Source organism: Nocardia uniformis NBRC 13702, assembly GCF_001613345.1.
GTDB lineage: Bacteria > Actinomycetota > Actinomycetes > Mycobacteriales > Mycobacteriaceae > Nocardia > Nocardia uniformis.
This window is the reverse complement of sequence record NZ_BDCE01000008.1, coordinates 46,544-62,855: the sequence shown is the minus strand read 5'-3', so window position 1 is coordinate 62,855 and position 16,312 is coordinate 46,544. Positions and strand designations below refer to the sequence as shown.

Sequence of the window (16,312 nt, the reverse complement as noted above, 5' to 3'; positions counted from 1 at the left end):
GATGAGCATTGTGACGATGCCGGGCGATGCGAACGCATCGACCATTCAGGCGATGCTCAGCTGCACCAATCCATATTGGGCACAAGAGAACCCGCACCGAGCCATGCAGGTGCATATCGAGTGCTCGGTGGGGGTGTGCGTCGCGAAGAGCGTCGCCTACGAAACCCTACACCAGCAAGGAAAATTGGTGCCGGACTCGGGGAGGGTCTCATGACTACGGTGCCACCAGCCGCCAATGATGCAACCTCGGAGCCCCGGCGTGATGTGTGCTCGCCCGAGCTACTGCGTCTGCTCGATGATGCTCTCGCCGTGGCAGATTCCGGCGGGGCCGAACAAGTCGGAATCGAGCACATCGTGTTGGCGATGCTCCTTCACACACGGAATATCCCCATTCCCGCGCTGCTCGATATCGGGCTCGATCCGACCATCGCGTTCGCGCGGTTGGCGGAATTCGCTCGCCGTGAGATGGAAACACGATGTCTCACCACATAATTCGCGTACTCGTATTCGTCGCTGCCATATTCGCTACCGCCGTGCTTACCGCCAGTCCCGCCAGGGCTGTCACTCCCGCCGACTGCGAGTCCGGTGGCGGGCAGGTCGATTTCCAACTGGACCCGTTCAACACCGCCCAAGCTACCTGCACATGCATCGGAGGATTCTGGGGAAAGCAGAAGGAGGGCGATCCGGAGATGGCCGCCTACGGGCCACACATGGCCACTGTGGCGGGTGCCCCCTTGGCGTTTACCTGTGTCGGGCTCGGCGGACAAGCCTAGGCTCGGCTCATGGCATCCGAACACGATGAATGCACGGTGACCGTGAGCGGGGTCGCGCCATCGATGGTGTCTCTTCTGCGGTTCGCGGCGAGCATCGCCCGTGACAACGGGCGCAATTGGGTTGGCGCTGAAGATCTCTGGGCGGCGTTGGTCGCCGACAACCCAACCGCTCCGATCTGGTGGCCGCGGGAAGGCAAACCACGCATCACACGCGGCTGGAAAGGAAGTATCGGCCGCGACGCGGACGGCAACATGCTGACATCGGAACTGCAGGGCGACACGGTCGCGCTGTCCTATCCGGAGTTCCGGGACTATGTCACCACGTGGGTACCGGGTCCGACACCCGAAGGGGTGGGACCAGCCGAACCGGCGACAGTCACGTACGAGATCAGCGGACCGCACGCCGAGGAGTTCACAGCGATGCTCGAACGATCCTGATTGAGCACCCCACCACACAGAATCGTCCGCCGGGCGAGAGGCATCCAGCGGCACGACGGCGCAGCTATCGACAAGACGTGGTCGTAACTTACGGTTGATCTCGTCACGATCATCGGTCGAGTTGCAGGCGTGCCCACGTGCTGAGCGTGAGCGCGCCGAAGACGACCGGGATCACGGCAACCAGTGCGAGCTGGGTAAGCGAGACCGCCTGCGGCATCGAAGCCCACAGTGCTGGAGCGGCGACCGGCAACCATGCTCCGGTCCCGGCGACGACCGCGACTTGGGCGAGCACCCCGATACCGATCGCGGTGGCGATGCCGGGCAACAGGTTGCGTCCCAGGGTTGCCGCCCAGGCGGCGGGGTAGGACAGCAGTCCGGTCAGGATCACCAGGACGAACAATCGCGCCAACCCCCCGGCCGTCTGCCAACCGATCGATCCGGCCCCGGTAATCACTCCGAGAACGACGACCGACGCGACGAGCAGCACCGCCACCAGCACCGTCCACACCGCGAACACCATCAGCTTGGCCGCGGCGATGAATGGTCGTGGCACGGGCAGGGCGAACAGCCCACTGATAGTTCCGTCCGTGAATTCCCGGCCGACCGACCAGCTGACGACGGTCCCGAAGCCGAGCAGGCAGCCGATGGCTACGATCTGGGCAGTGATGCCGAGCAGGCGTTCCCAACCATCCGTTTCGGCGTAGGGGCCGAGCTGAGCGAGGATTTGCTCGTTGCCGGCGCCGGCAGCCAAGTGGAGCGTGCTCGCGAGCAGAGCAACGCCCGCGATGAGCAGGATCGTGGCAGCGTGAACGACCCGCGATGCGGTGATCTTGCGGGCCTCGACCACGGTGGCCGCTGCCAGCAGCGACGGCTGGTTGCTCATCGGGTTCTCTCCGTATCGTCGTTGTGAACGAGAGCGAAGAAGGCCCGTTCGATATCGGTCCCGTGGGGGTCGAGAGTGCCGATCAGGCGGCCGTGGTTGACCACGGTAATGCGTTCGGCGATGCGCGCGACTTCATCGAGGTGGTGGCTGGAGACCAGGATCCCCGCACCGCGATCAGCCTCGCGCAGCAGCCGTTCCCGGAGCAGGATCACCCCTGCCGGGTCCAGTGTGCTGGTCGGTTCGTCCAGCACGATCACGTCCGGGTTGTGCTGCAGCGCGCCGGCCAGCCCGACGCGGCGACGATTGCCCTCGGAGAGCACCCTCGCGCGGACATCGGCGTAGCGGTCGAGGTCGAACTCGGACAGGGCTGCTGCGACCATCCGGTCGATGCGCGGGGAGGGCACACCGTGCAGGCGGGCCGCCACGGACAAGTTCGCGCGGACGGTCAGCTCCGGGTACGCCAGCGGCGGACCGACAAGATGCCCGACCCTGGCCCACCCGGCCGCATCGAGGTGCGGTAGGTCGTGGCCGTCGATGCGCACGGTACCCGCGTCGGGTCGCAGCATTCCCAGCAGCAGACGCAGCAGTGTGGTCTTGCCCGCGCCGTTGAGTCCGACCAGCGCATGCACCTGTCCGGCCTGCACATCGAGGCCGATACCGTGCACCCCCACGCCGCTGTCGAACTCCCGCGTCAGCCCTGATCCACTCAGGCGTATTCCACTCATCAGGAACCCTCCAACGCAGCCAGCGCTGCCGTGATCGTCTCCGCGAGCGTCGCGCGTTCCTGATCGGCCCACGACAACAGCGCCGAGGTCAGCCCGGCGAGCACTGCGGCGGCAACGACGCCGGCCTGGAGGGGATCAGCGCCGTCGGCGACAAGCTGGTCGGCGATGAGCCGCTCGGTTTCGGCGGTGCTGCGCCACATCGCGCCGCGCAGCGCCGGCGTCCGGGCGATGAGCCGTATCCGTCGACGCATCAGGTCGTGTTCTACCTCGGGGAGCCGTGCCGCGATCTGGCCGACACCCTGCACGGTCCGCGCCAGCGCGCTGAGCTCACGCGGCTGTGCGGCCACCGCGGCCGCCATCATCGGGTCGTACGGGTCATCGAACAACGCCTGATGCTTGACCGGGAAATGACGGAAGAACGTCATCTCCGTCACGCCCGCAGCCGCCGCGATCTGCGCCACCGTGGTCTGCTCGTACCCCTGCCGCTCGAACAGGTCCAGCGCGCACTCCTGCAGGAGAGCATGCGTCCGTTCACGTTTACCCACCGACCCTCCGTCGCGACTCCACGATCGGCGCTATGTTAGTGACTAACATATTAGCAGGTTCCCTGCCCTGTCCGCCGGGCGGGATGGAAGGCGCGGAGCGGTCGGATCTCGACGCCGGTGCGGTCAAACATGATCGGCAGGACAGGGGGCGTATCGGGTGTCGAGAACCGTGTTGCACTGGTCGGCCCTGACCTCTCCCCTGCGGGCTGTTGTCCGGTCCGGAAAACCCGAATCATGGTGGAGAGCAGCGCATTCAGGGTGTTCGGCGACCTGATCTACTTCACCGAGACAGCGTTGGCGACTTCACTGGGTCTGGCAGTTCGGCTCCTGGCAAGGGAGCGGACAGCCGAGAGAATCAGACACGTGCTGGGCAAAGACTTATCTGCTGTCCGGGGTCCTCACGCATGGGCGGATCACTCGCTTCATGTGTTCGGCGCCGGCGCGGGGGGAGCGACGTCAGCACGACATCGTATGGAGGAATCGATGCTTACGAAGTTGAAGATACTGGGAATTTTGGCGGCTGTGCTGCTCGGTGTCCCAGCGGGAGTCGGGGCGGTCGCCACGGCCGAGACCAAGATCCCCGTCCACTCCGGTTTTTCGTCGGGCTGGGAGTGCCTCAGCTGGACTCTGGACCGAGCCGCCGTCGATGGCTATCAGTACGACTGCCAGGACTTCGGCCGGAACGGTGGATGGACCGCGCTCTGGATCGTGGATTGATCCAGGCTGTGGCTGTGAGCTGAGCTGCGGCGCAGGAAGCACTCCATCACCACCACCGATATCCGTTGTTTGTCGGCGAGTTCTAGCGGGGCTCGTTGCGAAAGGAAGCAGGAGGGAGCCGTCCGGATGACCACACAACAATCACCGAGTCAGGGATCCGATCCGCGGGCGCGCTGGCGGCACCTGCCGACCGAGCCGCGCGAGTGGATCAAGGAGAAACCAGTCGAATCGTCTGCCGCGAGCTGGACACCCGAGCTGGATACCTCCACAGAGGCTGCCCGCTACGGCAACTGACCCTGCCAAGGACCTTCTGCGGGCAGCAAAAAAGCCCCTCACCTGCCGAAACAGGTGAGGGGCATAAGCGGTGGCGGAGGGATTTGAACCCTCGGAGGGGGGTTACCCCTCACACGCTTTCGAGGCGTGCTCCTTAGGCCGCTCGGACACGCCACCGCCGGTGACTTTACCGGACGGTGGTGCGAATTCTGAAATCGGTTTCGACCGGGCGTTATGGGCGCTGGGTGTGGAAGAAGGATTCCAGTACGGCTGCGCAGTCTTTTTCGAGGACACCGGCTCGGACTTCGGGGCGGTGGTTGAGGCGGCGGTCGCGGACTACGTCCCAGAGGGAGCCGACGGCGCCGGTTTTGGGTTCCCAGGCGCCGAAGACCAGGCGGCCTATTCGGGAGAGGATCAGGGCGCCCGCGCACATGGTGCAGGGTTCGAGGGTTACTGCGAGGGTGCAGTTCTCCAGGCGCCAGCCGTCGCCTACTACCTGGGCGGCGGCGCGCAGGGCCAGGACTTCGGCGTGGGCGGTGGGGTCGCCGAGGGCTTCGCGGGCATTGGCGGCGCGGGCCAGTTCCCGGCCTTCGGGGTCGAAGACGACCGCGCCGACGGGTACATCGCGGGGGTCAGCGGCGGTGGCCGCCTCGAGGGCGGCGCGGATCATCGCCTCGTCGGACAGCAGCGGAGCGCCGCCCGACCAGGAATTGTGGGTGGGGTCGGTCATCGGCGGCTGCCTACCCGAGGGTGGGGACCACCGATGCCGTACTGACCGGGCCGGCCGCGCACAGCTCAGCGCGGGAGCTTGTCGAGCACCGCCGAGAACTCATTGGCGAAGCCGAGGCGCTGCGCGATCATGCCGAGCTGCTCGTCGGGGTAGAGATCGGTTTCGGCGATGATGACGGAGAGGACCGGTTCGGGGAGGCCGAGGTCGGCGAGGACACCGAGGTCGCCTTCCTCCCAGGGCTCGATATCGTCGAGTTCGTCCGGATCGATATCCGGGACGTCGACGTTCAGCTTCTCCAGCACCTCGGCGGCGATGTCGTAGTCGATGGCGGCGGTGGCGTCCGACAGCAGCATGCGGCTGCCGGTCGGCGCGGGCCGCAATACGATGAAGAACTCGTCATCGATATCGAGCAGCCCGAAGACCGCGCCGGAACTTCGCAGCTCGCGCAGTTCTCGCTCCGCGGCGGCCAAACTGGTGAGAGCATCCTGAGTTAAAGGAGTGACCTTCCAGGTGGCCTCTTCGCGGACAACCGCCACTGCGAACCCTTCTACGTCGTCGTCGTAATCGTCCGACGCCGCCCTCGTGCTCGAGCGTTGTGCTGCCATGCGCGCAACGGTAGTCCGCTTCGGGGGAAATGTTGAAGTCGTATGCGAATCTGGTGCGATGACGGGCCATCGGAAACCAGCTGTCTGTGTCCTCGGAACGGGCTTGATCGGCGGTTCGATACTGCGCGCCGCCGCGGCTGCCGGGTACGAGGTGTGGGGATTCAACCGGTCGGAGGCGGGCGCGCGGGCGGCCCGCGACGACGGCTTCGATGTACGCAGCGACATCGCGGCCGTGCTGGGGCGGGCCGCGGACGCCGACGCGTTGATCGTGGTCGGCGTGCCCATGCCCGCTCTCGACGCGATCCTGTCCGATGTTCGCACGTTCGCGCCGCGGTGCGCGCTCACCGATGTGGTCAGCGTGAAAGCCCCCGTCGCCGAGACGGTGCACCGGCATGAGCTGGGCGACCGGTTCGTGGGCGGGCACCCCATGGCCGGAACCAGTGAGTCGGGATGGGCGGCAACCACTCCCGACCTGTTCAAGGGTGCGGCGTGGGCAGTGAGTGTGGATCCGGGAGTGCACGCCGAGACGTGGACGCAGGTGGCGCGACTGGCACTGGACTGCGGGGCCGTGGTGGTGCCGGTGCGGTCGGCCGAACACGATCGGGCGGTCGCGCGCATCTCGCATCTGCCGCACATTCTGGCCGAGGCCCTCGCCATCACCGGTGCGGGCGGCGGTGCACTGGCCCTGGGTCTGGCGGCTGGATCCTTCCGCGACGGCACCCGCGTCGCCGCCACCGCCCCCGAATTGGTCCGCGCCATCTGCGAACCCAATGCCGAGGCGCTGGGCGAGGTCCTCGACGATGCCCTGCGCATTCTGACCGCGGCCCGAGACAGCCTGCGCGACACCGATTCCATCGCCCAGCTGACCGAGGCCGGTCACGACGGGCGCAATGACTACGACACCTTCCGGCGGTGGGCCATTACCGATCTCCGGCCGGGCGATCAGGAATGGTTGGCGAAGTTGGCCGAGGCCGGTCGACGGGGCGGCGTAATCGAGTCGCTGGACTGAGACCTCGATCGACAGCGCGGCTGCGGAGGCCGCCCGGGCCGGACCGACACAGCGCCCCCGGTAGCGGCAGACCCGTCATCCCAACCTGCGCCCATCCGTCATCCCGGCGTGTTTTTGGCCGGGATCCACGGGTGTCGATGCGGGCGCGGGTGGATTCCGGCCAAAAGCACGCCGGAATGACGAACGTCGATGGCCCGGTGTCGACGGCGCGGTGTCGGTGCGTTCCGTTCGGATCCACGGACCTGCTCGCCTCAGATGCGTTCGGCCAGGTCCGGATAGTCGAGCAGGAACCCGTCGGCATCGACGGTGACCGTGGCGCTGGAGACCGGGGACAGGACGTGGATACCGTCCGCGCCGCTGCTGTAGGTGACGCTGGCCTCCTGGACCAGGAGGTCGGGGAGGCGGACGTAGACGACCGGGACCTGAATGTCCTCGGAGGCGTGGGCGAGACCGTAGCGGCGAATCGGCAGCGTATTGAAGAAGGGGCTCAGCACCACATCCACATCGAGGGCGCCGCCGAAGGTGGAGCGCACATGCGTGGTGCCCGCGTCGATGAGCCAGTAGTTCTCCTCATCGCGGGCGATGGAGGCGTGCCGCTCCCCGGCGGCGATGGTGCTGCGCAGGGACAGTCGCTTGGTGACGCCGTTCTCATCGGTGGACAGATCGTAGGAGGCGCTGAAGGCCGGGTGCTCCTCGGTCGCGCCGGCGATGATGCGGCCCGCCGCGCGAATCCGATTGCCATTGAGCACCACCCGTACCGACTCCATGCGGGAGCCGTTGGGTGCGCGCCAGGTGAGGATCGAGGGCCACCGTGCGCCCGCCGGTTTCATATCCTCGCTGCCGTTGTCGGTCGTCACGTCTCTACCGTACGTCGGCGATGTTTCACTCCGGCGAACACACGGCACCCGAATTCGAGTTCCGACGGCGAGTTCTCGAGCGGGTCCGGCCGGGGCGGTCCCCGGTCTGGGCGGTGATCACCTCGGGTCGCCACGACTCGAGTAACGTTCTGACCGGCACATCGGACTCGAGGGGAAGGAAAGCTGTGGCGGGCGCGCGGATGGTGGGTCTGTTCGCCGGTATCGGCGGACTGGAACTCGGGCTCGCCGCGCACGGTTGGCGCAGTGAGCTGCTGTGCGAAATCGACGTCGGCGCCCAAGCCGTGCTGCGTGCGCATTTTCCGGACGTGCCAGTGCATTCCGACGTGAAACGGCTGCGGTCGCTGCCGTCGGGCACCGAGCTGGTGGCGGCCGGATTCCCCTGCCAGGACCTGTCGCAGGCCGGGCGGACCGCCGGAATCACCGGTGCGCGTTCGGGTTTGGTGGACGAGGTGTTCCGGCTGGTGCGACGAAAACGCGGCCCGCGCTGGCTGTTGATGGAGAACGTGCCGTTCATGCTGCAACTCGGTGGCGGGGCGGCCATGCGGCACATCACCACCGCGCTGGAGGAGCTCGGCTACCTGTGGGCATACCGGGTGGTGGATGCGCGGGCCTTCGGATTGCCGCAGCGCCGCGAACGGGTGCTGATGCTGGCCTCGCGCACCGAGGACCCCCGCCCGGTGCTGTTCGGCAGCGATGCCGGGGAACGCGTCGTCGGCGACCCCGACCACGATCCCTGCGGGTTCTACTGGACCGAGGGCACCCGCGGCCTCGGCTGGGCGGTGAACGCGGTGCCGACATTGAAAGGCGGCTCGGCCCTCGGCATTGCGAGCCCACCCGCCATCCGCCTGCCCTCCGGCGAAATCGTCACCCCCGGCATCACCGATGTGGAACGCCTACAGGGCTTCGACCGCGACTGGACCACCCCGGCCCTCGACGTCCCCGGTGTGCGAAAAGGCCACCGCTGGAAGCTCGTCGGCAATGCGGTGGCCGTCCGCATGGCGTCCTGGGTGGGCGATCAACTCGCCGCCCCCGCCGCCGAGGCCATCCCCGGGGACCCCCTGGATCCCGGCCACCGCTGGCCCACCGCCGCCTGGGGTCATGCCGGTGTCGTCCACCGGGTTCCGGTATCCACCTGGCCCGTCCACACCCCGTACGAGGACCTGCGCTGGTTCCTCGACGACTCCCGACTCCTCTCCGCCCGCGCCACCGCCGGCTTCCTCCGCCGCACCCGCATGGGCACCCTCCGCTTTCCGCCGGGATTCCTCGAGGATGTCGAAAACCACCTCGACCGTATGGGCGGCTGGCGCGGCGAAGCCGCCTGACGGTTGCCCGCCGATCGGCAAGTACGCGATCGGCCACCGAATTCACCGGGCATCTGCTGCGGGGTGCTACTGAGAGTGTTGTCGCGATGCCGCTTGGCCACATCGTCATTCCGGCGTGTCTTTGGCATGCCGGGGTGACGGGGCGTACACCGACACCACACCTTCAACATCGGTAGACAACGCTGAATGGGGATTCGAGACGCAGGATGGGCCTCCCGCGAGGTTGATCACCGGATGTCTCCTCGGCGAGGAGGCGCTGGAAATTCCAGCGAACGGGTCGCCCTCGGGTCTCGGCAGCAGGTAATCCCTGCGGACGGTGGCGTCCGCGCGGAGGATGGTGTGGCGAGACGGGAGGGCGTATGGGTCGAGGCGATCGGACCGGCGAGGTGGTGGATCGGCGGGCAACCGGGCGGCCGGGGACGGACGCCGCGACGAGTGCGCGAATGGCGCGACAGCGGCGGGTGGGGACCAAACCGGAGGTGGCGCTGCGGCGGGAGTTGCATCGGCGGGGAGCGCGGTTCTTCGTGGATCGGGCGCCACTGAAAGGGCAGCGGCGGCGCGCGGACATCGTTTTTCCGAGGCGCAGGGTGGCGGTGTATGTGGATGGGTGTTTCTGGCATCGGTGCCCGGTACATGCCACTGATCCCAAGAACAATGCGCAGTGGTGGGCGGAGAAGTTGGCGGGGAATGTGGCGCGGGATCGGGATACCGACGCGCGGCTGGTAGCCGAGGGGTGGACCGTGGTGCGGGTCTGGGAGCACGAGAGTGCCGAGGTGGCCGCGGACCTTGTACTGAAAGCGTTGGGGCGGGCCTGAGCGCCTGGTCAGAAGTTCTACACCGAACTCCCTCGCCCTTCCGGCGTGCTTGTGGCCGGAATCCAGACCCGAAAGTGCGTGCCACACAGGGTGACCGGCCGAGAAGCACGCCGGAATGAGACGGTTCGCCATCCAACATGCGGTACTTCGGCACCAGGCTCAGCGCGAACAGCTCCCGCGCGGTGCGTGGGCGGGGCACGGCGCATGGGCGACAATGGCAGCGGCAACCACCCGACCAGTTCTGCCCATATCTCTGAGGCAGTGGCCGTCGGCGAGCCACGTGTCGCGACTGCGATCGGCCCGATGTCGCGATTTTCGGCAAGGAGAGCGAGCGGGACAGCGGCGAAAGCGAGTACGGCAATGACGCCATCGGAGCACGAGCGGGTCGCGAACCAGGTGGCCGCATCGCGATATCGCCGCATTCTCCGGGGGGCGGTCGCGGTCCTGATCGTGGTTGCCGGGATCTGCTACTCGTCGTGGCTGTTGGAGTTCGTGCTGCCGTTGGAAATCGATCCGACCAATTCCTTTCTGAGTCAGCTGGACGAGCCCGGTGCGCCGTACGGGTGGGTATTCACCACGGGTGACACCGTGTCGGGGGCGCTGCTGGTGGTGGCCGGAATCGGGGGGCTGCTGCTGTTCGCGCGGCGGCGGTATTCCACTGTCGGGTGGGTTGCCCTGGCCTGCTTCGGGGCGGCGACCATCGCGGATGCCCAGGCTCCGTTGCAGCCGGAGTCGGCCACCGATTCCGGATTGTTTCCGCAGCTACACCAGTTGCACGCGCTGACCAGCTCGTTGGCGGTGTTCTCGATTTTCATCGCCATGATGGCGTTCACGGTGGCGGCATTCAAGTACCGGCGCTGGCCGATCCTGCGGCACAGCGGGCTGTGGATACTCATCATCGGTTCGGTGGTGACGGCGTGGATGCTGATCGCCGACAATCTGTCCGGCGATTACGGTCTCGGCATCGCGCAGCGCATTCAGGTGACTGCCATGTCGCTGTGGCTGGTGGCGCTGGGCGTGCAGGTCGCGGTCGCCGAGCGGGCGGGACGGACGAACGACCCGGCGAGTAACTTGGGCCATCGGTAGGGTCGGCTCTTGTGACCAGCGACGCACCGGAATTCACCGAAATCCACACCCAGCTCGACACTGTCGCCACCGCGACCGATCGCCTGCTCGATACCGTCACCGCCCTGCGCGACGCCGGTCTCGTGGAGCCGTCGCTGCTGCCCGGCTGGACCCGAGGCCACGTCCTCGCGCATCTGTCCCGCAATGCCGACAGCCTGGTCAATCTGCTGCTGTGGGCGCGCACCGGGATCGAAACCCCGCAGTACGCGAGCATGTACCTGCGTGAGGCCGATATCGAGGCGGGGGCTCCCCGCCCGCTCCGCGATCAACTCGAAGACCTCCGCGCCTCCGCCGACCGCTGGCTGGACCTGGCCCGAGTGATGCCGGAGGAACGCTGGGCCACCTCGGTGCGCAACCGGCAGGGCGTGGAAATCCCCGCCACCCGCATCCTGTGGATGCGCCTGCTGGAGGTGGAGGTCCACCATGTGGACCTGGCCCTCGACTACTCCCCCGCCGACTGGCCGGCCGCATTCGCAAACCGGCTGCTGTCGGAGTCGGTGGCCGACCGCATTCGCACCGCCGACCTCGATGCCCCGGGCTACACCGTGACGGCCACCGATACCGACTTCACCGCCACCATCGGATCCGCCTCCACCACAACGATTTCCGGCACCACCGCCGCCTTGGCCACCTGGCTCATCGGCCGCTCCGACGGGTCGGACCTCACGGGGGAGCTGCCGGAGCTCTCAGCCTGGAAGTGAAACCTCTGTCCCGCAACGATTCCGGCGTGGCGCGGTTGACTCGAGCTGTACTGGACACCCCTTGTGAGGGTGTTGAAACCGGCCTCCCGAGGCCGACGGACCCATGCTCGTCATTCCGGGGCGTGCGAGCCCTCGACCTCGGCCAAATCGTGCACTTCCCGACCGAATCCGCGGCATTCGCGCCGCAGCGGGCGAAAAGTGCACGGTCAGGCCGGGTCCGCCCTCACCCCAGAAAACGGCCCACGGTCGCCCGATCAGTGGCAAAACGCAGGAACAGGTCGTTCTCATGCGGGTCACCCGCGGTGATGCGGACGCCGTCGGTGCCGTAGGGCCGGATGAGAACTCCGGCATCGGCGCTGGCTTCGCCGTATTCGGCGCTGCGGTCACCGAGAGGAAGCCAGAGGAAGTTGGCGTGGCTGTCGGCGACCCGGTAGCCGACGGCCTCGAGTGCCGCGCGCATGCGGTCGCGTTCGGCGACAACGGCATTCGTACGTTCCAGGAGCTCATGGCGGGCCTGGAGGGAGGCAATGGCGGCGGTCTGGGCCAGGCGGTTGAGGCTGAAGGGGATACGGACCTTCATGAGGGCGGTAATGACGGCCGGGTCGCCGATGGCGTAGCCGACGCGCAGGCCCGCGAGGCCGTAGGCCTTCGAGAAGGTGCGCAGCACAAGCACATTCGGGCGGTTGCGGCCCAGTTCCACACCATTGGGGTGTTCGTCGGCCGGGAAGCGCAGGTACTCGTAGTACGCCTCGTCCAGCACGATCAGCACATTCTCGGGGACGGTGTCGAGGAAGCGGGTGATCTCGGCGCGGCCGTGCGCGGTGCCGGTCGGGTTGTTCGGGTTGCAGACGAACACCACTCGCGTATTCGGGGTGATGGCGGCGGCGAGTGCGTCGAGGTCGTGCGCGAATTCGCTGTCGAGCGGCACCTGGACGGCGTGGGCTCCGGCGACGCGGGTGACGATCGGGTACGCCTCGAACGAGCGCCATGCGAACAGCACCTCGTCGGTGGGCTGGCCGCAGGTGATCTGCACGATCTCCTGGCACAGCGCGACACTGCCGCAGCCCGCCGCCACGTTCTCGATCTCGACGCCGTGGAATTCGGCAATGGCGGCGCGCAATTCACTCGCGGTGATATCGGGGTACCGGTTGACCGATTCGGCGGCCTCGGCAATGGCCTTGGCAACGGACGGCAGCGGCGGGAAGGTGGTCTCATTACTGGCCAGTTTCACCACGCCGGGCAGGCTGCGACCGGCGATGTAGGCCGGGATGGCGTCGAGGTCCGGGCGAATGTACGCGCTCACCTCTCCACCCTATGTGGGACGCCGATGCGGATGCTCGGTGGTGTCGCCAGGGTTGCCCGGAAACCGACCGGCACCGAAAAATCTGCGGATTATCTACTCGCGCGCATGATTTATCCGGAACTTTACCTAGCTTCACTACTCTGGCTTTATGTCGGGCGTTTACCGAGATCTAGCCCCTGTTCACGACACCGCCGGGGTGCCCCTCACCGTGATCGAACCAGATGATCACGCGCGAGGCGGCATCGTGGTGCTACACGAATCACGCGAATTCACCGACCCATTGCTGGAGTTGATGCGGTCCCTGGCCGCCGACGGCTGGACGGTCGTGGCACCGGACCTGTTCCATCGCGATAACGGGTCCTCCCCCGAGAAGGTGTTCGGCGCGGACCTTTTCGCCGACTTCGACGCCTGTTTCGAATGGCTGACCCAGCGCGGGGTCTTCCCCGACTGCGTCGGTGTGCTCGGTTTCGACTCGGCCGGGACCGCCGCCCTGCTGGTGGCGACGAATCGGGCAATCGGTGCGGCCGTGAGTATCGCGGCCCCCGGTATCGACGACCCGCTCACCCCGCGGGCCGACGCCCTGGTCCACGCCGCACCCAAACTGCAAGCGCCGTGGCTCGGCCTCTACGGCGCGGACGATCCGATCACCCCGGTCGAACAGATCGAGCGGTTGCGCGATGCCGCCGCCTGCGCCGCGGTGGCAACCCTCGTCGTCACCTATCCGGGTTTGCATCACCGCCCCGATCACCCCGGTTTCGATCCGGCAACGATCGACGACGATTCGGTGATCGACGCGCAGACCAGAATCTTCGACTGGTTCGACAGCCACCTTCGCTAACGCGCCCGTGACCAGCCGTTTTGCTTGTTGGTCGCGCGGTGTGTAATCTTTTGCCCCGGCGGTTCGAAAGGACCGGCGCCCTCGAAAGAAGGCAACCAGGAGGCGTGCCAGAGCGGCCGAATGGGACTCACTGCTAATGAGTTGTCCCTTCACGGGGACCGGAGGTTCAAATCCTCTCGCCTCCGCCAACCCCGGTTCGCCGGGGGCTACAAATGAATAATCCTGCGCCCGTAGCTCAACGGATAGAGCACTTGACTACGGATCAAGAGGTTAGGGGTTCGAATCCCTTCGGGCGCACAGCAACAGCCCCGCATCATACGATGCGGGGCTGTTTCGTTCGTGTGGGAGCGGTCAGTCGATGCCGAGTCCGGCGGCCAGGGTGGGCCAGGCCCGTGGGAGTTCGTCGGCCCAGTACGGCCAGGAGTGGGTGCCGGTGGGGCGGAGGTTGATGGTGGCGGGGATGCCCACCTGGCTGAGGCGATCGATGAACTGGAGGGTGCAGGCGTAGGCGCCGGCTTCCAGGGGGCCGCCGAAGAGAACGGTGTTGGCGGCGGCCTCGTGATTGGTGGGGAGGTCGTGCAGACCGGGGAGGCCCAGGCCCGCGGAGAGGTAGATTCTGGTGCCGCGCAGGGCATCCGCGTGCATGTAGACATCGTGGGCGGCCCACTGCGGATCGCCCTCTTCGCCGAACATATTGTCGGGGTCGCCGCCGTAGGTGCTGACCACCGTGCGCGCCTGCGCTTGGCCGTACTCGGAACTTATTGCGTAGCAGCCGCTGTGGGCCGCTATGGCGGAGTAGAGGCCCCGATTGCGGACCGCCAGCATCATGGCGGCCTCAGCGCCCATGGAGACGCCCTGAATGCCATTGCGGCCGTTGCCGTCGAAGCGGGCGTCGATGAGGGGTGGGAGTTCCCGGGTGAGGAAGGTTTCCCAGCGGTTGTGGCCGAGCAGGGGGTCGGTGCGCTGCCAGTCGGTGTAGTAGCTGGCCGGTCCGCCGAGGGTGAAGACCACGTTCACGTTCTTATCGGCGAAGAATTCGAGCGCGCCGCCCTCCGCGGTCCAGTTGTTGACATGGTCGGCGGCGCTGCGACCGTCGAGCATGTAGACGGTGGGCCGGGGGCCGTTGGGGTGGGCGGGCAGCAGCACCTGGACGGGCACGGTGCGGCCCATGGCCGGCGATTGCACGAATACCGTCGAGAAGCGGTCGTTGATCGGTTCGACGCGTTCGATGGCGGCCGGTCCCGTGGTGGGGACGATCGGGGGCGCGAGCGGCGGATTGCTCTCGGCGGAACCGGAATTCACGGGCGGTTCGGCCATAGTGGGAGGGGCGAGTGCCGCCGCACCGAGTATCAGTGCGGCGCTGGCTAAGGCGCCGACGAGGCGACGCCGCGGGCGTCTGACCACGTCGAATATCCTGCCAGACGATCACGCTCGGAGCTGGCGACCAGGCCGACGGCGCGCGGTGAAACCCCACACAACCCGACCGATCGGTGTTCGGCGCGGACGCGGACGCCCGGCACCGCCGTTCACGACTCAGTCGGCGACGAGGCTGCTTTCCCAGCGGCGCTCCACACCCGTGAACCGCCACACCGCGACCGCGATCGCCCAGGTGATCACGAATAGGCCGACAATGATGAAGCCCAGGTCGCCGAGGTCCAGATTGCCGATCCAGGCCACGAATCCGGTAGTGAGGTCGAGTTTTTCGACGAATATGGAGATGATCTCCTGGCCGCCGATGAGCAGCGCCACCGCCACCGACAGGCCGGTAATGACCAGGTTGTAGTAGATCTTGCGGACCGGCCGGGCGAACGCCCAGTCGTAGGCGTAGCTCATAAAGGAACCGTCGAGCGCGTCGAACAGCGCCATACCGGCCGAGAACAGCACGGGCAGAACGAGAATCGCGTACCAGGGCAGTCCGGTCGCGGCCGCGCCACCGGCGATCACCAGCAGGCCGATCTCGGTGACGGTGTCGAAGCCGAAACCGAACAGCACGCCCACCGGGTACATATGCCACGGCTTGCGCACCAGCCGCATGACCGGCCGCAGGACCCGGTTGAGGAGGCCGCGGTTGTCGAGCTCGCGCTCCAGTTGGGCTTCGTCGAGCTCGCCGCCGCGCATCCGCCGGAAAACCCGCCAAATACCGATCAGGGACGCGAGATTGAGCAGACCGATGGCAATGAGGAAGGTGCCGGAGACGCTGGTACCCCAGATACCGGCCCACTGCTGCAGCGCGGAATCCTCATCCGCCAGCTTCGGCGCCAGCGCCCGCACGCCGAGGGCGAGCAGCGCCACCATGACGAAGACGACGCTGGAGTGGCCGAGCGCGAACCAGAATCCGACGGTGTGGGTCTTATCGCGGCCGTTCTCGGCGACGAGTTTGCGCGTGGTGTTGTCGATGGCGGCGATGTGGTCGGCATCGAAGGCGTGCCGCATGCCCAGCATGTACGCGGTCAGGCCGAGCCCGACGCCGAAGACCGCACCCTGCACCGCGTGGTGCCCGGGCACCACGACGAACAGCAGGGTGCCCCACCCGAGGATGTGCAACGCCAGCACCGAAACAACCATTCCGACTACGCCGCGCACGAAAAACCTCACTGTTGACCGCTGGTCCCGACGAGAGACGGACACCGGC

The 16,312-nt window shown here is 67.0% G+C and carries 21 protein-coding genes and 3 tRNA genes; 14 read left to right on the top strand and 10 right to left on the bottom strand.

Annotated features, from left to right (window positions below):
• Position 1: 1 nt before the first annotated feature.
• The 4 genes from NU1_RS02420 to NU1_RS02405 are packed head-to-tail and all read left to right on the top strand — an operon-like array spanning position 2 to position 1,211.
• Positions 2 to 214, top strand: coding sequence for a hypothetical protein (locus tag NU1_RS02420; RefSeq protein WP_157551948.1), 213 nt, complete (start codon positions 2 to 4; stop codon positions 212 to 214).
• Complete coding sequence (locus tag NU1_RS02415; protein ID WP_157551947.1) at positions 211 to 492, top strand: hypothetical protein; 282 nt, start codon at positions 211 to 213, stop codon at positions 490 to 492. Before NU1_RS02420 ends, NU1_RS02415 begins: the two co-directional genes overlap by 4 nt.
• Complete coding sequence (locus tag NU1_RS02410; protein ID WP_067516878.1) at positions 477 to 773, top strand: hypothetical protein; 297 nt, start codon at positions 477 to 479, stop codon at positions 771 to 773. Before NU1_RS02415 ends, NU1_RS02410 begins: the two co-directional genes overlap by 16 nt.
• 9 nt (positions 774 to 782) lie before the next feature.
• Positions 783 to 1,211: a hypothetical protein gene (locus NU1_RS02405; RefSeq protein ID WP_067516877.1), complete on the top strand. Its 429-nt coding sequence runs from the start codon at positions 783 to 785 to the stop codon at positions 1,209 to 1,211.
• Between the two features lie 109 nt (positions 1,212 to 1,320).
• On the opposite strand, the gene NU1_RS02400 is transcribed toward NU1_RS02405, so the two are convergent.
• The 3 genes from NU1_RS02400 to NU1_RS02390 are packed head-to-tail and all read right to left on the bottom strand — an operon-like array spanning position 1,321 to position 3,364.
• Positions 1,321 to 2,094 carry an ABC transporter permease gene (locus NU1_RS02400; RefSeq protein ID WP_084520912.1) on the bottom strand — a complete coding sequence of 258 codons (774 nt, stop codon included), beginning with the start codon at positions 2,092 to 2,094 and terminating at the stop codon, positions 1,321 to 1,323.
• Positions 2,091 to 2,819 carry an ABC transporter ATP-binding protein gene (locus tag NU1_RS02395; protein ID WP_067516875.1) on the bottom strand — a complete coding sequence of 243 codons (729 nt, stop codon included), beginning with the start codon at positions 2,817 to 2,819 and terminating at the stop codon, positions 2,091 to 2,093. The genes NU1_RS02400 and NU1_RS02395 overlap by 4 nt, the downstream gene beginning before the upstream one ends.
• A complete protein-coding gene (locus NU1_RS02390; protein ID WP_067516873.1) occupies positions 2,819 to 3,364 on the bottom strand; it encodes a TetR/AcrR family transcriptional regulator in 546 nt (181 codons plus the stop codon). The genes NU1_RS02395 and NU1_RS02390 overlap by 1 nt, the downstream gene beginning before the upstream one ends.
• Before the next feature lie 483 nt (positions 3,365 to 3,847).
• Between NU1_RS02390 and NU1_RS41075 the strand changes: the two genes are divergently transcribed.
• On the top strand, positions 3,848 to 4,081 hold the full coding sequence (locus NU1_RS41075) for a hypothetical protein (protein ID WP_157551946.1): 234 nt from the start codon (positions 3,848 to 3,850) through the stop codon (positions 4,079 to 4,081).
• A 126-nt stretch (positions 4,082 to 4,207) separates the two neighbouring features.
• Positions 4,208 to 4,375: a hypothetical protein gene (locus NU1_RS41070; protein WP_157551945.1), complete on the top strand. Its 168-nt coding sequence runs from the start codon at positions 4,208 to 4,210 to the stop codon at positions 4,373 to 4,375.
• A gap of 68 nt (positions 4,376 to 4,443) precedes the next feature.
• Here NU1_RS41070 and NU1_RS02380 read toward each other — a convergent pair.
• From NU1_RS02380 to NU1_RS02370, 3 genes are all read right to left on the bottom strand, one after another.
• Positions 4,444 to 4,531 (bottom strand) — tRNA-Ser (locus NU1_RS02380).
• A 55-nt stretch (positions 4,532 to 4,586) separates the two neighbouring features.
• Complete coding sequence (locus NU1_RS02375) at positions 4,587 to 5,084, bottom strand: nucleoside deaminase (protein ID WP_067516869.1); 498 nt, start codon at positions 5,082 to 5,084, stop codon at positions 4,587 to 4,589.
• A gap of 65 nt (positions 5,085 to 5,149) precedes the next feature.
• Positions 5,150 to 5,689 carry a tRNA adenosine deaminase-associated protein gene (locus NU1_RS02370; protein WP_067516867.1) on the bottom strand — a complete coding sequence of 180 codons (540 nt, stop codon included), beginning with the start codon at positions 5,687 to 5,689 and terminating at the stop codon, positions 5,150 to 5,152.
• Between the two features lie 58 nt (positions 5,690 to 5,747).
• Between NU1_RS02370 and NU1_RS02365 the strand changes: the two genes are divergently transcribed.
• Entirely contained in the window at positions 5,748 to 6,698 is a 951-nt protein-coding gene (locus NU1_RS02365) for a prephenate dehydrogenase (protein ID WP_067516865.1), read from the top strand.
• 251 nt (positions 6,699 to 6,949) lie between these two features.
• On the opposite strand, the gene NU1_RS02360 is transcribed toward NU1_RS02365, so the two are convergent.
• Positions 6,950 to 7,528 (bottom strand): putative glycolipid-binding domain-containing protein, encoded by a 579-nt coding sequence (locus NU1_RS02360; RefSeq protein ID WP_084520924.1) that lies wholly within the window; start codon positions 7,526 to 7,528, stop codon positions 6,950 to 6,952.
• A 227-nt stretch (positions 7,529 to 7,755) separates the two neighbouring features.
• Between NU1_RS02360 and NU1_RS02355 the strand changes: the two genes are divergently transcribed.
• From NU1_RS02355 to NU1_RS02340, 4 genes are all read left to right on the top strand, one after another.
• Complete coding sequence (locus tag NU1_RS02355; RefSeq protein ID WP_067516863.1) at positions 7,756 to 8,898, top strand: DNA cytosine methyltransferase; 1,143 nt, start codon at positions 7,756 to 7,758, stop codon at positions 8,896 to 8,898.
• Positions 8,899 to 9,257: 359 nt separating this feature from the next.
• Entirely contained in the window at positions 9,258 to 9,713 is a 456-nt protein-coding gene (locus NU1_RS02350; RefSeq protein ID WP_067516861.1) for a very short patch repair endonuclease, read from the top strand.
• Positions 9,714 to 10,073: 360 nt separating this feature from the next.
• The gene (locus tag NU1_RS02345) at positions 10,074 to 10,799 is read left to right on the top strand and encodes a DUF998 domain-containing protein (RefSeq protein WP_084520910.1); all 726 of its coding nucleotides are present in this window, start codon (positions 10,074 to 10,076) and stop codon (positions 10,797 to 10,799) included.
• Between the two features lie 11 nt (positions 10,800 to 10,810).
• Entirely contained in the window at positions 10,811 to 11,539 is a 729-nt protein-coding gene (locus tag NU1_RS02340; protein ID WP_084520909.1) for a maleylpyruvate isomerase family mycothiol-dependent enzyme, read from the top strand.
• A 223-nt stretch (positions 11,540 to 11,762) separates the two neighbouring features.
• On the opposite strand, the gene hisC is transcribed toward NU1_RS02340, so the two are convergent.
• Positions 11,763 to 12,842 (bottom strand): histidinol-phosphate transaminase, encoded by a 1,080-nt coding sequence (gene hisC / locus NU1_RS02335; protein ID WP_067516859.1) that lies wholly within the window; start codon positions 12,840 to 12,842, stop codon positions 11,763 to 11,765.
• Between the two features lie 148 nt (positions 12,843 to 12,990).
• On the opposite strand from hisC, the gene NU1_RS02330 reads away from it, so the two are divergent.
• The 3 genes from NU1_RS02330 to NU1_RS02320 all read left to right on the top strand — a co-directional run bounded on the left by NU1_RS02330 (position 12,991) and on the right by NU1_RS02320 (position 13,977).
• Positions 12,991 to 13,680 (top strand): dienelactone hydrolase family protein, encoded by a 690-nt coding sequence (locus tag NU1_RS02330; RefSeq protein WP_067516857.1) that lies wholly within the window; start codon positions 12,991 to 12,993, stop codon positions 13,678 to 13,680.
• Between the two features lie 98 nt (positions 13,681 to 13,778).
• A tRNA-Ser gene (locus NU1_RS02325) sits at positions 13,779 to 13,868 on the top strand.
• Positions 13,869 to 13,904: 36 nt separating this feature from the next.
• A tRNA-Arg gene (locus NU1_RS02320) sits at positions 13,905 to 13,977 on the top strand.
• Between the two features lie 54 nt (positions 13,978 to 14,031).
• Here NU1_RS02320 and NU1_RS02315 read toward each other — a convergent pair.
• Positions 14,032 to 14,997, bottom strand: a complete 966-nt coding sequence (locus tag NU1_RS02315) for an alpha/beta hydrolase (RefSeq protein WP_084520908.1) — start codon at positions 14,995 to 14,997, stop codon at positions 14,032 to 14,034.
• A gap of 216 nt (positions 14,998 to 15,213) precedes the next feature.
• Positions 15,214 to 16,245 (bottom strand): Nickel transporter NicT, encoded by a 1,032-nt coding sequence (gene nicT, locus NU1_RS02310; protein WP_067516853.1) that lies wholly within the window; start codon positions 16,243 to 16,245, stop codon positions 15,214 to 15,216.
• Between the last annotated feature and the right edge of the window lie 67 nt (positions 16,246 to 16,312).